This window comes from Anaeromyxobacter terrae (assembly GCF_022690685.1).
GTDB lineage: Bacteria > Myxococcota > Myxococcia > Myxococcales > Anaeromyxobacteraceae > Anaeromyxobacter > Anaeromyxobacter terrae.
The window spans coordinates 80,195-94,271 of the sequence record NZ_JALCYY010000009.1; the positions used below are offsets into that span (position 1 = coordinate 80,195).

15 protein-coding genes are annotated in these 14,077 nt (G+C 71.0%); 9 read left to right on the plus strand and 6 right to left on the minus strand.

The window, feature by feature from the left end; translation table 11 throughout:
* Positions 1–2: 2 nt before the first annotated feature.
* Together MNY62_RS06055 and MNY62_RS06060 are read left to right on the plus strand one after the other, a co-directional pair.
* Positions 3–875: a glycosyltransferase gene (locus MNY62_RS06055; RefSeq protein WP_242343213.1), complete on the plus strand. Its 873-nt coding sequence runs from the start codon at positions 3–5 to the stop codon at positions 873–875.
* A gap of 112 nt (positions 876–987) precedes the next feature.
* The gene (locus MNY62_RS06060; RefSeq protein ID WP_242343214.1) at positions 988–2,109 is read left to right on the plus strand and encodes a glycosyltransferase family 4 protein; all 1,122 of its coding nucleotides are present in this window, start codon (positions 988–990) and stop codon (positions 2,107–2,109) included.
* Between the two features lie 33 nt (positions 2,110–2,142).
* Here the strand turns inward: MNY62_RS06060 and MNY62_RS06065 are convergent, their stop codons facing one another.
* Together MNY62_RS06065 and MNY62_RS06070 are read right to left on the minus strand one after the other, a co-directional pair.
* Positions 2,143–2,544 (minus strand): DUF2304 domain-containing protein, encoded by a 402-nt coding sequence (locus tag MNY62_RS06065; protein WP_242343215.1) that lies wholly within the window; start codon positions 2,542–2,544, stop codon positions 2,143–2,145.
* Complete coding sequence (locus MNY62_RS06070; protein WP_242343216.1) at positions 2,541–3,254, minus strand: glycosyltransferase family 2 protein; 714 nt, start codon at positions 3,252–3,254, stop codon at positions 2,541–2,543. The genes MNY62_RS06065 and MNY62_RS06070 overlap by 4 nt, the downstream gene beginning before the upstream one ends.
* A gap of 158 nt (positions 3,255–3,412) precedes the next feature.
* On the opposite strand from MNY62_RS06070, the gene MNY62_RS06075 reads away from it, so the two are divergent.
* Positions 3,413–4,213 carry a glycosyltransferase family 2 protein gene (locus MNY62_RS06075; RefSeq protein WP_242343217.1) on the plus strand — a complete coding sequence of 267 codons (801 nt, stop codon included), beginning with the start codon at positions 3,413–3,415 and terminating at the stop codon, positions 4,211–4,213.
* 88 nt (positions 4,214–4,301) lie between these two features.
* On the opposite strand, the gene MNY62_RS06080 is transcribed toward MNY62_RS06075, so the two are convergent.
* From MNY62_RS06080 to MNY62_RS06090, 3 genes are all read right to left on the minus strand, one after another.
* A complete protein-coding gene (locus MNY62_RS06080) occupies positions 4,302–4,724 on the minus strand; it encodes a hypothetical protein (protein ID WP_242343218.1) in 423 nt (140 codons plus the stop codon).
* Positions 4,725–4,772: 48 nt separating this feature from the next.
* Positions 4,773–5,198, minus strand: a complete 426-nt coding sequence (locus MNY62_RS06085) for a hypothetical protein (RefSeq protein ID WP_242343219.1) — start codon at positions 5,196–5,198, stop codon at positions 4,773–4,775.
* Between the two features lie 392 nt (positions 5,199–5,590).
* Complete coding sequence (locus MNY62_RS06090; protein ID WP_242343220.1) at positions 5,591–6,031, minus strand: helix-turn-helix domain-containing protein; 441 nt, start codon at positions 6,029–6,031, stop codon at positions 5,591–5,593.
* Between the two features lie 352 nt (positions 6,032–6,383).
* Between MNY62_RS06090 and hemA the strand changes: the two genes are divergently transcribed.
* From hemA to MNY62_RS06105, 3 genes are all read left to right on the plus strand, one after another.
* A complete protein-coding gene (gene hemA / locus MNY62_RS06095) occupies positions 6,384–7,655 on the plus strand; it encodes a glutamyl-tRNA reductase (protein ID WP_242343221.1) in 1,272 nt (423 codons plus the stop codon).
* 80 nt (positions 7,656–7,735) lie between these two features.
* Positions 7,736–9,241, plus strand: a complete 1,506-nt coding sequence (locus tag MNY62_RS06100; RefSeq protein WP_242343222.1) for a sensor histidine kinase — start codon at positions 7,736–7,738, stop codon at positions 9,239–9,241.
* Positions 9,238–10,617: a sigma-54-dependent transcriptional regulator gene (locus MNY62_RS06105; protein WP_242343223.1), complete on the plus strand. Its 1,380-nt coding sequence runs from the start codon at positions 9,238–9,240 to the stop codon at positions 10,615–10,617. Before MNY62_RS06100 ends, MNY62_RS06105 begins: the two co-directional genes overlap by 4 nt.
* A gap of 127 nt (positions 10,618–10,744) precedes the next feature.
* Here MNY62_RS06105 and rpoH read toward each other — a convergent pair whose 3' ends face one another.
* Positions 10,745–11,668: an RNA polymerase sigma factor RpoH gene (gene rpoH / locus MNY62_RS06110; protein WP_242343224.1), complete on the minus strand. Its 924-nt coding sequence runs from the start codon at positions 11,666–11,668 to the stop codon at positions 10,745–10,747.
* A gap of 299 nt (positions 11,669–11,967) precedes the next feature.
* Between rpoH and MNY62_RS06115 the strand changes: the two genes are divergently transcribed.
* The 3 genes from MNY62_RS06115 to rplC all read left to right on the plus strand — a co-directional run bounded on the left by MNY62_RS06115 (position 11,968) and on the right by rplC (position 13,927).
* Positions 11,968–12,693, plus strand: a complete 726-nt coding sequence (locus tag MNY62_RS06115) for a sensor histidine kinase (RefSeq protein ID WP_242343225.1) — start codon at positions 11,968–11,970, stop codon at positions 12,691–12,693.
* Positions 12,690–13,067: a response regulator gene (locus MNY62_RS06120; protein ID WP_242343226.1), complete on the plus strand. Its 378-nt coding sequence runs from the start codon at positions 12,690–12,692 to the stop codon at positions 13,065–13,067. The genes MNY62_RS06115 and MNY62_RS06120 overlap by 4 nt, the downstream gene beginning before the upstream one ends.
* 149 nt (positions 13,068–13,216) lie before the next feature.
* Positions 13,217–13,927 carry a 50S ribosomal protein L3 gene (rplC, locus tag MNY62_RS06125; protein ID WP_242343227.1) on the plus strand — a complete coding sequence of 237 codons (711 nt, stop codon included), beginning with the start codon at positions 13,217–13,219 and terminating at the stop codon, positions 13,925–13,927.
* Positions 13,928–14,077: the final 150 nt, after the last annotated feature.

The following is a 14,077-nucleotide window of genomic DNA, read 5'->3' on the forward strand; positions in this document are numbered from 1 at the left end:
GAGTGACGGTCCTGACGCCGACGCTCGACGCCGAGCGGTTCCTTCCAGAGTGCGTCGCGTCCGTGCGAGCGCAGGCCGGCCATGGCGTCGAGGTCGAGCACATCGTCATCGATGGTGAGTCGGGCGATCGCACGGTAGAGGTCGCACGGGCGGGCGGTGCGCACGTCCTGGTCGGCCGGGACGGTTCCCTGTACGAGGCGCTGAACCGGGGGGTTCGCGCCGCGCGAGGCGACGTGATCGCGTGGCTGAACGCGGATGACACCTTCGAGCTCGGGGCGCTCGCGAGCGCCGTTGCGGAACTCCGGCGGACGCCTTCGGCGGAGATCGTGGTCGGGCACTACGCGATCGCCCGAGGCGGCCAGCGTCGGGTCATACGGACGCGTGCAGACGCACTGCTGCGGATTCGATCGGGCATACGGCAGGACGCCTGGGTCACGCCGCTCGCGGTGCTGTACCGCGCCGATACGCTGCGACGGCTGGGCGAGTACACCGGCACGTATCGGATAGCCGCGGATCTCGATCTTTGGCTGCGGGCTGCCGCGCGCGAGCCGCCGCCCATGGTCGTGCACTGCGGCGTGGTGCTCGGCACGTTCCGGGTGCACGAGGGCTCTCTGAGCACGGGCACGAGCCCGGAGCGGAGCCTCAGGGAGACGATAGACATCGCGCGCCGGTGGTGCGAGCGGGCGGACGCGCCCGAGGGTGTGCGAAGCTTCGCGCGGTATCTCTATCGCCGGCACGAGTTCCTGCTTCGCATCTGGCACCTCCGCGCGGAGCCGCGCTGGCGGAAGGCACTCGCCGCGTACCGATGCTATCGCGAGCTGAGCGCCCTGGGGCCTGGGACGCTCCGCGATTTTCTGGCGCCGCTCACTCCATGACGGGGGTCAGCTCTGGTCATCGCGTGTTGGCGCGCGCGAGCTCGTTGAGAAGCATCCGAAGGACACCTTCGGTGCGCGGGTGGCGTCGGTGGGCTTGGTGGGGAGCGGCGTCGTGAGGATCGGCGTCTCGCTGCTCTCGTTCCGGCCGGGCAAGATCGGAGGAGCCGAGACGTACGTCCGGCGCCTGCTGGCGTCGCTGCCCGCGGTGGCCGAAGGGGACCAGCTCGTCGCGGTGCTCGACGACGATCTCGCCCGAGCGCTCGATACGCCTGGGTTCGAGCGCGTCGTCGTCTCGCGCGGGGCGAGCGCGGTGGTCCTCGAGCGGATCGCCGAGGCGTTCACGCCGTGGCGAGCGCGATACCTCGAGCGCGCGTTTGCGGCAGCGGCCCTGGACGTCACGCTCTTCCCGCAGCAGTCAGTCTTCCCGCGGCGTGCGCCTGGACCCGCGGTCGTGACGGTCCACGACGTCCAGCACCTGTACCACGCCGATCGCTTCCCGCTCTTCGACCGGGCGTTCCGCGCGGCGCTCTACGGGTTCAGCATGGCGCGCGCGTCCCGCGTGATCGCGATCTCCGAGTTCACGCGAAGGACGCTGACCGAGCGAGCGGGGATCCCCGGCGCGAAGGTGGCCGTGATCCCGCACGGCTTCTCGCCCGACCCGAGCCCGGTCTCTCCACGCGAGGACCTGCCCCGGCCGTATCTCTACTATCCCGCCGCCACGTACCCGCACAAAGGGCACGCCACGCTCTTCCGCGCGCTCGCCGCGCTGCGCGCGCGAGGAGCGCTGGCCCACCACCTCGTCCTCACCGGCGAGAGAACGAAGCGCTGGCCCGAGCTGCAGCGCCTCGCGCAGTCGCTGGGGCTCTCCGACCGCGTGCGGCATCTCGGGTTCTTGCCGGCCGCCGAGGTCCGCCGCGTGTACGTCGGCGCCGACGCGGTGGTGTTCCCGAGCGAGTACGAGGGATTCGGGCTCCCGGTGCTCGAGGCGGCGGCGCTGCGGCGACGCCTGATCACCTCACGCCTCGACGTGTTCGACGAGATCGGCGTGCCGCGAACCCAGCAGATCGATTTCCGTGATCCGGGCCAGCTGCTGGAGGCCATCCGGGACGCCGCGCCGGTGTCGCTCCAGAGGCGCCCACTCACCTGGGACGAGGTCGCCCTCCGGACGCTCGAGGTGTTGCGGGACGCCGCAGCGCGATCGGCGCGAACGGAGCCGCGTCGAGCAGGTCCCTGATGATCGTTCGGTGAGGTGCCCTCGCCGAAGGCTTCAGCTTGCCTCGCGCTCCCGGCCGGGGTCCACGGACGTACGGTTCTCGGCCCGGGTCCGGGCATCGTCCCGCTCCGCCGACAGGATCGCCAGCTCCTGCGTGAGCCGCCGCACCTGCTCCGTGAGCCGCGAGAGCACGGTCGAGAAGTGAACGCTGATGAGGAGCAGGAAGACGAGCCCGAAGATGAAGAGCGTCGTGGTCGGGGTGACGGCGCCGCTGAGCCGCGTGAGCCACTCGACCAGGCCGTACCAGATCGAGAGCACCAGCATGCCGAGCGTGGTGATCACCCACAGGAACGAATACTCCTCGCGGAGCTTCCGCCTGCGGATGAGCTCCAGGATCACGCCGAGCGTCACCACGCTCACGGCCATCGCGAAGACGTGCTGGTTCGCGGTCATCATCGCTTCTCGCTCCGGAGCGGAACGAGGAACAGCGCGAGGGACATCCGGAACACGTAGTAGAGCGGCTTCAAGAAGCCCCCGTGCATGCTCTTGCCCGGAGGCGACGGCAGCATGCGCACCGGCACCTCGGTGAGGCGCAGCCCGGAGCGCGCCACCATCGCGAGGACGTCGGCGTCCGGGTAGTCCACCGGGTAGCGCTCGTGCGAGTAGAAGTGCAGCGCCTCCCGCGAGATCGCCTGGAAGCCGCTCGTCGGATCGGTGATCCGCTGACCCGACAGAGCGCTCGCGACGGAGCCGAAGAGCCACATCCCGAGCCGCCGCAGCAGGGGAGGGCGGTACGAGCTGCCGTCGAGGAAGCGAGAGCCGACGACCACGTCGGCGTGCGCCAGCGCCCCCAGGAGCGGAGGGATGGAGGCCGGGTCGTGCTGCCCGTCCGCGTCGAGCTGGAGCACCGCGTCGTACCCTCGCCGCAGCGCGTAGCGGTAGCCCGTCTGAAGGGCGGCGCCGTACCCGAGGTTGACCGGGTGCGTCGCGACGATCGCTCCGCCGCGCCGTGCCTCGACGGCGGTGTCGTCCGCGGATCCGTCGTCCACGACGAGCACGTCGCCTTCGACCTGGCCGCGGACCGCCTCCACGACGCGCCGGATCTGCCGCGCCTCGTTGAAGGCCGGCATCACCACGAGAATCCGGGGGTTCTCGGAGAGAATCATCGGTCCGCCGCACGTGCACGAGACGCACCCTGCGGCCCAGGGACGTAACACATCGGTAACGCGGGGGAAACCGGACGCATGCCCGCGGCGAGCGTTTCGGCCTCACGAAAGATTTGCGCTCGGGGCCCGCTGTTGCCGGCGGCGGGGATGGGCAGATAATGCGCCGCTCCGGAGGCGCCTTGAAGGTCAGCGTGGTGACGCCCTCGTTCAACCAGGGCGCCTACATCGAGAGGACGATCGAGAGCGTGCTCGCGCAGCGTGGCGCGTTCGACCTCGAGTATCTCGTCGTGGACGCCGGCTCGACGGACGAGACGCTCTCCATCCTCCGGCGGTACGAGGGGCGCCTTCGGTTCGTGTCCGAGCGGGACCGCGGACAGTCGGACGCGATCAACAAGGGCTTCCGGATGACCACCGGCGAGGTCGTCGCGTGGCTCAACTCCGACGACACCTACGCGCCGGGCGCCCTCGACGCCGTGGTGCGCACGCTCACCCGGACCGGCGCGCGCTGGTGCTTCGGCGAGTGCCCGATCATCGACGAGCGCGACGCCGAGATCCGGAGCGCCATCGCCCGGTACAAGACCTGGGTCTCGCGGCGCTACAGCCTGCGGCGCCTCGTGGGGCGGAACTTCATCCCCCAGCCGGCGACGTTCTTCCGGCGCGACCTCCTCGACGAGGTCGGTCCGATCGACGAGTCGCTCCACTTCGCGATGGACTACGACCTGTGGCTGCGGTTCGCGCGCGTGGCGGAGCCCGTCTTCGTGCCGCAGCCGCTCGCGCGGTTCCGGTGGCACGGCGCCTCCAAGACGGGCGCCGGGTACAGGGCGGGCGCGTGGGAGTGCTTCCGGATCGCGAGCGCGCGCGCCCGTGGGGTGGAGCGGCTCGCGCTTCCTGAGCACCTCCTCCACCTCGCGGCGCAGCTCGCCGTGTATCGCCTGCTCGACCTCTCCCGTCCGCGCTGAGCGCCGCCGTTCGCCGAGGTCGACGCGAAACGACTCGGGCCGGCAGGATCGCTCCTGCCGGCCCGCGCTGCGTGGGTCCCCACCCCGACTACTTCTTCTCTTCCTTCCGAGCGGCGATCTCCTTCTCGAGGCGCTCGAGCTCCGCCGTCGCCTTCGCCTCGTCCGCGCGCCCCTCCTCGCCGGGCTTGCCGGTCAGGTGCGCCTCACCGGGCGTCCAGCCGGGAGACACGGTGGAGGCGAGCTCCGTCGCGCCCCGCTTCACGCCGCCCGTGAGCTTCTTCACGATGGCGTTCGCGAAGAGGTAGAAGCCGATGAACGGCAGGAACATCAGGAAGACGAGCCCGGCGAGCGGCACCACCGCGAGGACGACCGGGAAGGGCAGCTTCAGGTACTTCGCCGTCGCGTCGCCAGGAAGCCGTCCGCCCTCGGGCGGCACCACCTCGACTCCCCACCGCCTCGGGCTCCAGTAGTAGCCGCTCTCGACCTTCGAACCGCCCGTGTGCCTGGTCATGACCGCCTCCTCGCCGTGCTCAGCCGTGCTCGGGAAACCGCGTCCGCGCTAGCTCTTCCGCTTGTCGCCGATCTCCTTCTCGAGGGCGTCGAGCCGCGCCTCCGCGCCCGTCGGCCCCTTCTCCTCCGTCCCGGCGCCCTCCGCGGGCTTGCCGGTGAAGTGCGCCTCGCCGGGCTGCCAGCCGGGGCTCACGGTGGACGCCAGCTCGGTCGCGCCGCGGTGGAACATGTTCACGATCGGGCTGAGGAGGGCGCGGGCGAAGATGACGAACCCGATCAGCGGGAGGAACATGAGGAAGGTGAGGCCGAGCATCGGGATGAGCGCGAGGGCGACGACCGTCGGCACCTTCATCCACTCGCCCTTGCCCTCCGGCAGCCGGTCGCCGTCCTTCGCGATGGGCTCGACGTGCCACTTGATCGCGTTGAAGTAGTAGCCGCCCTTCACTGCGCTTCCGCTCTTGAACTTGTTGGCCATGGTGTTTGGCTCCTTTCGATGCTCAATCTCGCTCAATCCGCGTCGATTCGAAATGCGGACGAATGCCCAATTGCGCGGGTAAAAGTCCGGGGGCGGCCGCTCCTCGCCGCCCGACGCGACCGCCGAGCGCGCCGGAGCGGGGCGGGGGCCGTGGCCCGAGCGAGGCCGGGTCGCGAGCCGGGGCAGCCACCCCCGCGACGCCGGAGCGTGCGGCGGGCGGATTCCGGAGGAGGCGTCGGGTGGAGTCCCGATGCGCGCGTGCGCCGCGGATCGTGCGGCGAGCTGCCGCGATCCGGACGCCGGAAGCGGCAGCTCCCGGGCAAGAACGGGCGGCAGGTGTCGCCTGCCCGCGGCGGCGCCCGTTCGCGGCTCCCCTGAAGCAGAGAGAAGCGCTACTCGCGGACCTGGCTGCGCGCGCGGGCGGCGGCGCCCGGCCGGCGCGTCAGCCCGAACTGCGTGAGCGTCCGCTCGACGCTCCGCACCGACACCTCGTGCCCGAGCGCGGCGAGCTCGTCGGCGATCGCCGCCGCGCTCCGCTCCGGATCGCGCAGGCGCGCGCGAACGATGTGCCGGACGACCTCGAGCGGACGCCGCCACGCGCCTCGCGGGCCCGGCGGTCGGGCGATGAGGCCCTCGAGCCCGCTCTCCCGGAAGCGGCGCAGCTTCTCGTAGTAGGCGCTGCGCGACCTGCCGAAGCGGGCCAGGACGTCCTCGAGCGGCGCGCCGCTCGTCTCTCCCTCGATCAGCATGAGCAGATCGAGGGAGGCCGCGTCGCTCGCGGGTAAGGAAAGGATCCCGCCGGGGCCGCGGATGACGTTGCTCTCGGGCTTCATGTGGCTCGGGCTCCTCCGGTCGCGTCCGGACGATGCTGGCGGCAAAGGGCCGCGGGAAAGCAAGCCGGGTGCCGCACCTAGCGTCACGAGATGTCAAGGGAAATCCCGAACTCATGCGGGCGGATCGGGGATCTCACCCACCGTGCTGGGGCAGGTACCCCAGCGCCCGCCCCACACCCGCCCCACCCGTCGGCGGCCGAGCGCGCATGCAGGGGTTTCGCCTCCCTCGGCCGAGTGGGTGAAAGGACGCAATGCTTGCGCCGCCCGGTGCGGGACTCCCTGGAGATCTGGCGGGGATACGGGGGGCACGGCGCTTGCTCGCGAGCCCCGGAAGATCGCGAAAGGAGCCGCCGTGCTCGTCGCAGTCGGGCTCAACCAGAAGGGCGCAACCGTGGCGGACCGCGAGGTGCTCGCGCTTCCCCCGGACGCCCTTCAGCAGGCGCTCGCGGGCTACGCAGCGCTCGATGGCATCGAAGAGGTCGCGGTGATGTCCACGTGCTACCGCGTGGAGATCTTCGCCGCGACGCGCTGTCCTGCGGCCGCGACGCTCGCGCTCCGCCAGGCGCTGAACGCGCGCGCGGGCAGGGAGCTGCCGCTGTTCGAGCTCCAGGGTGAGGAGGCGTTCAGGCACCTCGTGCGCGTCGCCTCGAGCCTCGAGTCGGCCATCCTCGGCGAGCCGCAGATCCTCGGACAGGTGAAGGACGCGTTCCAGCGCGCCCTCGAGCTCGGCGTCGCGGGCAAGGAGCTCACCGCGGTCCTGAACCGGGTGCTCGCGGGGGCGAAGCGTGTCCGCACGGAGACCGCGGTCGGGCGCGCGGGCATCTCGTGGGGACACGCGGCCGCGACCCTCGCCGAGAAGGTGATCGGCCAGATGCAGGGCCGGCGCGTGGTCGTCGTCGGCGCCGGCGAGATGGCGCGGCTCTCGGCGCAGCACCTCCGGGATCTGGGCGCCCGGATCGTCGTGCTGAACCGCACGCTCGCGAACGGCGAGGCGCTCGCGCAGGAGGTCGGTGGAGTCGCGCGGCCGCTCGAGGCGCTCGAGGAGGAGCTCGCGGAGGCGGACGTCGTCGTGTCGGCGGCGCCGGTCGCGCCCGCGGCGTTCCAGCCCGAGGCGATGACGCGGCTCGCCCGCGCACGGCGGCGGCCCATCGTGCTCGTCGACCTCGCCGTCCCCCGCGCGATCCCCGCCGCGACCGGCGGCGTCCGCGACGTCTATCTCTGCGACGTGGACGACCTCGACCGGGTGATGAAGGCCGCGATGAGCGAGCGCGTCGCCGCCGTCGCGGACGCCGAGCGGATCATCGCCGACGAGGTCGTCAAGTACGTCCGCACCGAGGCCGAGCGTCGAGCCGCCCCGCTCATCCAGGAGATGCGCAGCCGCGCGAGCGCCATCGCACGCGAGGAGGTGGAGCGCACCCTCCGAAGGCTCGGTGAAGATCCGGAGCTCGAACGGAGGCTCGACGCGATGGCAGGCTCGATCGTGTCGAAGATCCTCCACGCGCCGAGCACGAAGCTGCGACAGGCCGTGTGCGATGGAGGCGCCGGAGAGGCGCTGGTGGCCGCCGCGGTGGAGATCTTCGAGCTCTCCGCCGACATCCGCGCACATCGCGGAAACGCTGCGTGAAGCACCGCACGGGACCGCGCCTTCCCGTCCGCCGCTGTCCTTGCAATGATGGCGGTCGGCCGAACGTTGTCCCCTAGCGGATGAATCCATTCGAACGCCTCTTCAAGCGGCTCGACTCGAGCATCCGGGCGCGCATCCTGCTCCCGACGGCGCTCCTGTTCGCCCTGACGATGGCGGCGATGGTCGCAGGCGCGGTCCACCTCTACGGCTCCGACATCGAGCGCGGACGCCGCGAGCGCGCGCAGATCTTCACCGAGATGGTGGCGTCGGGCGTCTCGAACACCATGCTCTCGGGCCAGCCGAACGCCATCCCGGCGCTGCTCGGCACGCTCATGGCGCACAACAACGAGCTGCTCGCGGCGAGCCTCGTCGCGCCGAGCGGCTACATCTCCGTCTCGACGGCGCCGGCGCTCATCGGCGCGGTGCCGTGGCCGGATCTCCGCAAGTTCGCGACGACGACCGTGGTGCAGTCGCCGAACGGCAACGAGCTGGAGTACGCGGTCATCCACCCGATCCCGAACGCGACCGCGTGCGCGCGCTGCCACGGGACCCACTCGCCGGTGAACGGCTGGCTCGATCTGCGCTTCAGCCGCGACGCCATCGAGCTGTCGGAGTCGCGGCTCGCGAAGACGCTCCTCTTCGCGGCGTCGGGAGCGCTCGTCTGCCTGCTCGCCATCCTCCTCTGGCTCCTCGGGCGCGAGGCGGTGAGCCCGCTCCAGCGCCTCGTCGCCGCGATGCGTCGCGCGGAGGCCGGTGAGCTCACGGTGCGCGCCGACGAGGGGCGCCCCGACGAGCTCGGCACCGCGGCCCGGGGCTTCGACGCGATGCTCGCCGCGCTCCGGCGGAGCCAGGCAGAGCTCGAGGCGTTCTACCGGGAGCGGATGGTGCGCGCGGATCGGTTCGCGGCGGTCGGCGAGGTCGCCACCGGGCTCGCCCACGAGATCAAGAACCCGCTCGCCGGGCTCTCCGGCGCGCTCGAGCTCCTCGCGGAGGACCTCGCCGAGGATCCGCAGCACGCCGAGGTGGTCGGCGAGATGCGCCACCAGGTGCAGCGCCTCACGCACACCATGGAGAGCCTGCTCAGCTTCGCCCGCCCGCCGAAGGCGAGGCTCCGCTCCACCGACGTGAACGGCACGCTCGAGAAGGTGCTCTTCCTCATCCGCCAGCAGTCGCGCAACGGCGTCGTCTCGGTCGTCCCGGAGCTCGCGCCCGAGCTCCCCGGCGTGCTGGCGGACCCATCGCAGCTCGAGCAGGTCTTCCTCAACATCTGCCTCAACGCCTGCCAGGCGATGGCCGCCCAGGGCGCCGGCACGCTGACCGTCCGCTCGCGCACCGGCGACGGGAACGTCGTCGTCGAGATCGTCGACACCGGCCCGGGCATCCCCGCCGATCTCCGCGCCCAGGTGTTCAAGCCGTTCTTCACGACCAAGCGCGAGGGGAACGGCCTCGGCCTCGCGATCTCCGCGCGCATCGTGGCGGAGCACGGGGGGCACATCGGTTACCGCTGCCCGCCGGACGGGGGGACCGTGTTCACGGTGACCTTGCAGCTGGCTCGCCCCGCGCGCGCCACGGAGCACGCCGCATGACGATCCCCTCGGCCCGCGTCCTCGTCGTCGACGACGAGAAGCTCATCCGCTGGTCGGTGTCGGAGCGCCTGCAGCGCAGCGGCTACGAGGTGCTGTCCGCCGAGTCGGGCGAGCAGGCGCTCGAGATGCTCGCAGCGAACCCGCCCGACGTCATGCTCCTCGACGTGCGGCTGCCCGGGATCGACGGGGTCCAGACGCTGCAGCGCGCGCTGGCCGAGAACGCCGACCTCATCGTGCTCATGATGTCCGCCCACTCGACGGTCGACATCGCCGTCGACGCCATGAAGCACGGGGCGATGGACTTCCTCGTGAAGCCCTTCCCGTTCCAGGCGCTCGACGCCGCCGTGGAGCGGGCGATCGCGACCGCCCGGACGCGGAGGCAGATCGCGGCCCTCGCGAACGAGCGCCGCAGCGGGACCGCGCTCGAGGCGATCGTCGGCCAGTCGAGCGCCATGGAGCAGGTCCGCTCGATGATCTCGCGGCTCGGCGCCTCCGACACGACGACGGTCCTCATCGAGGGCGAGAGCGGCTGCGGCAAGGAGGTGGTCGGCCGCGCCATCCACTTCCAGAGCGCGCGCGCCGAGCGGCCGTTCCTGCAGGTGAACTGCGCCGCCCTCCCGGAGCACCTCCTCGAGTCGGAGCTGTTCGGCCACGAGCGCGGCGCCTTCACCGACGCCCACGCCCAGAAGCGCGGCCTGTTCGAGAGCGCGGAGGGCGGCTCGGTGATGCTGGACGAGATCGGCGACCTGCCTCCCGGCGGCCAGGCGAAGCTCCTCCGCCTCCTCGAGAACAAGACGTTCCGGCGCGTCGGCGGCGTCCAGGAGCTGCGCAGCGACGTCCGGGTCATCGCCGCGACCAACGTGGACCTCGAGCAGCGCGTCGCCGACGGCCGCTTCCGCGCGGACCTCTTCTTCCGGCTGAACGTGGTCCGGATCGTCGTCCCGCCGCTGCGCGAGCACGTGGAGGACGTCTCCGCGCTGGCCGCGCACTTCATCGCCCGCTTCAACGCGGAGATGAAGCGGCAGGTGAGGGGCGTGACGCCCGCGGCGATGGAGCTCCTCAGGGCCTACCGCTGGCCGGGCAACGTCCGCGAGCTGCGCAACGTCATCGAGCGCGCGTTCATCCTGCACGCGGGGGTCGAGGAGATCCGCCCGGAGCACCTCAGCCCTGAGCTGCGTCGCGGCACGCCGGCGAAGCGCGCCGACAAGCTCGTCCCGAGCGTCACGCCGGACGGGCTCGTCCTCGACGACGTCGAGCGCAAGCTCATCGTCGAGGCGATGGAGCGCGCGAGCGGCAACCAGTCGAAGGCCGCGCGCCTCCTCGGCGTGTCCCGCGACACGCTGCGGTACCGGCTCAAGAAGCACGGGATCGGGTAGCGCCCGGCGGCGCGAACGGAGCAGCTCCCCGCCTCGAGAGACTGGCCGACGGAGTGGACACGAGACGGCCCGAGGCGATTCGCCCCGGGCCGCCAGATCCCCGCCCTCTGAAGCTTCGGGTGCGCGGCTACGCCAGCGCCGCGTCGTCCACGTCGACCGGCGTCCCGTCCGTCGGCCACTCGATCTCCGTCGCGAGCGCGTGCAGCTCCTGCTTCAGCTTCTCCTTCGCGCGGATCTCCAGCTGGCGGGCGCGCTCGCGCGAGAAGCCGAAGTGCTCTCCGAGCTCCTTCAGCGTGAGCGGGCGATCGGCCATCACGCGCTGCTCGATGATGTAGCGCTCGCGCTGATCCAGCCGGGCGAGGGCCGCGGTCACCTTCGAGGCGACGATCTGCTGCTCCTCCGCGACGGAGAGCTCGTCGTCCTGCGCCGCCGCCTTGCCGGCGACGAAGTCGATGTGCGAGTAGCCGCCGTCGTCGCCCATCGGCGCGTCGAGCGAGAGGTCGCGGCCGTCCATCCGCTGCTCCATCTCCTCGACCTCGGCGGGCTTCACCCGGAGCTTCTTCGCGATCTTGCCCTTGTCCTGAGCGTCGGAGTCGATCCCGTGCTCGGTGGACATCTTGTCGAGCTCGCGCTTCGTCCGGGCGAGGGAGAAGAACAGCTTCCGCTGGGCCTGGGTCGTCCCCAGCTTCACCAGGGACCACGACTTGAGGATGTAGTTCTGGATGTACGCGCGGATCCACCACACGGCGTACGAGATGAGCCGGATGCCCTTGTCCGGGTCGAACTTCTGCACCGCCTTCATCAGGCCGATGTTCCCCTCCTGGATGAGGTCGGCCATCTTGAAGCCGTAGGAGCGGTATTCGTACGAGACCTTCACGACGAACCGCAGGTTCGCCGTCACGAGCCGGTGCGCCGCGCGCGTGTCCCCCTGGTCCCGGTACAGCCGCGCGAGCCGCTGCTCCTCGTCCACCGTCAGGAGCGGAAAGCGATTGATCTCCGATAGATACAGCTCGAGGGAGCTGGTGGTCGTCGGGATCGCGATGCGCTTCATTCGGCCTCCGGGGTGCGCCTAGTGACGGGGGCTGGATAAAGCAACGCCCGTGCCGCAAAGGGGTAGGGGAAATTAGTGCGCGATTCCAAAGGCTTGGCTGTTAGGACAGGAGCCGCTCGGAAACCGTGTGGCTGTAAAGATGACAGTAGGCGCGTGAGCCCCTGGCCCCGTTGGGTTTTTTCCCTGTAATTCGTTCAACGGGACCTACCGGGTGGTTGCAGACCTCACTTGCGCGTGACAGACGGGGTACCCACGTTGTGGCCGCACGCTCGTCGGGATGGCGGCTAGGCAGGTGGATCGTGGAGCGCGAGCAATCCGAGCAACCCAAGACCGGGTCGGACCCGAAGGACGTGGCGGCGGACGCGAACGAGCGGCGGAGCGGGTATCTCGGCTTCGTGGCTCACGAGGTCCGCAACCCGCTCTCGACCGCGCTCTGGACCGCCGAGCTCCTGGCCCGGATGTCTCCCGAGGAGCGCGGGGGTGCCCGCGGCGACAAGCTGTCCGCGATGTGCCTTCGTTCGCTCTCCCGCGTCCGGCAGCTCGTCGAGGACCACTTCCTCTGCGAGCGCCTCGACGTGGCGGGCATCCCGGTCCGTGCGGAGCCGCTCTCGCTGGGCGAGGTCGTCGAGGCGCTGCTCGAGCGGCGCCCGGCCGACGCCCCGCCCGTCACCGTCGAGCTCGACGGCCCGATCACGGTGGCGGCAGATCGCTCGCTGCTCGAGCGGGCGATCGAGGCGCTGCTCGCCGTCGCGGGCAGCGACGGTACGCCGGTCCGGGTGGTCGCGCGCACGGGCGACGACGTCGCGATCTCGGTCTCCGGACATGCGCCGGCTCCCGGCGCGCTCGAGGATCCCCGCAAGGGCTCGGCCAGCGATCCGAAGGGGCGGGCCCTCGCGCTGCCGGTTGCCCGCCGCGCGGCTGCGGCGCTGCGGGGGAGCCTCATCGTCTCCGATGCCGGTTACCTGCTCACGCTGCCGCGGGTGAGGGCATATACTCCCCCGCCCGATTCACCCGCGGAGCCATGACAGACCCTCTCGTGCTGGTCGTCGACGACGACCCGGACATCCTCGACGCCATCTGCGACATCCTCGAAGGCGAGGGTTATCGCGTCGCGCGCGCGCGTCATGGCGTCGAGGCGCTCGAGAGGGTCGAGGCGGAGAAGCCCGCCATCATCTTGCTCGATCTGATGATGCCCGTGATGGATGGGCTCGCCTTCGCCCAGGCGCTCCGCGAGCGGCCGGGCAAGGCGGGGATCCCGATCGTCGTCATCTCGGCGGACGGAAACCCGCAGCGCGCCGCTTCGGTCGGGGCGGCGGGCTACCTCGCGAAGCCGTTCGACATCGACGCGCTGCTCGCGCAGGTCGCCCAGATGACGTCGTCGGCGTGCGCCTCGTTCTGACGGCGCCGCTCGGCCTTCGCCGGAAAACCGGCGGCGGTACGCGGGGTTCCCTTGACACCCGGGCGCGAGACGGGTAGAAACCGCCCCTTTCCAACGGCACGTCCTCCGCGGCCATCTGCGACGCGCGGCGGACCAATGCGAGGTGACACATGGCGACAGGGCTTCTGGCGAAGAAGGTGGGGATGACGCAGATCTTCACCCCCGAGGGTGACTGCGTTCCGGTGACGGTGCTCGAGGCGGGCCCGTGCACGGTGGTGCGCCGCAAGACCGCCGCGAAGGACGGCTACGACGCGATCGTGATCGGCTGGGGTGAGATGGACGAGAAGCACGCCCACCGGCTCACGAAGTCCGAGGTCGGCGTCTTCAAGAAGGCGGGCACGCCGATCTTCCGGCACGTGAAGGAGATCCGCGTCAAGGACGCGAAGCTCCTCGGCGAGCTCAAGGCGGGCGACGTCCTCACGGTCGACAAGGTCTTCCAGCAGAACCAGCGCATCGACGTGTCCGGTGTCACGAAGGGCCGCGGGTTCACGGGCGTCATGAAGCGCTGGAACATGCACGGCGCCGCGCGCGACTCGTCCACGACCCACGAGCACCACCGCCACGTCGGCGCGATCGGGCAGCGCAAGACGCCGGGCAAGGTGTGGAAGGGCAAGCACCTCCCCGGCCACTACGGCGTCGACAACGTCACGATCCAGAACCTCACGATCCTGGGCGTCGAGGCCGACAAGAACCTCCTCCTCGTGAAGGGCGCCGTGCCGGGCCACAACGACGGCCTCCTCTTCGTCAACACGGCCGTGAAGGGCCAGCCGCGGGCCAAGCAGGTGCAGGAAGTCCGCGCGCGCGCGAAGCCGAAGGTCTAGCGAGCTCCGCCGCCCGTCGGCCGAGAGACACGAACGCCGCTCCGGACACCGGGGCGGCGTTTCTCGTTTCCGGGGCCGGGTTGGAGGGGCGGGCTTCGCGGGCGCTCTCGCTGCGCGCCGTGAGCCGAGGAACCCCGAACACGACGACGC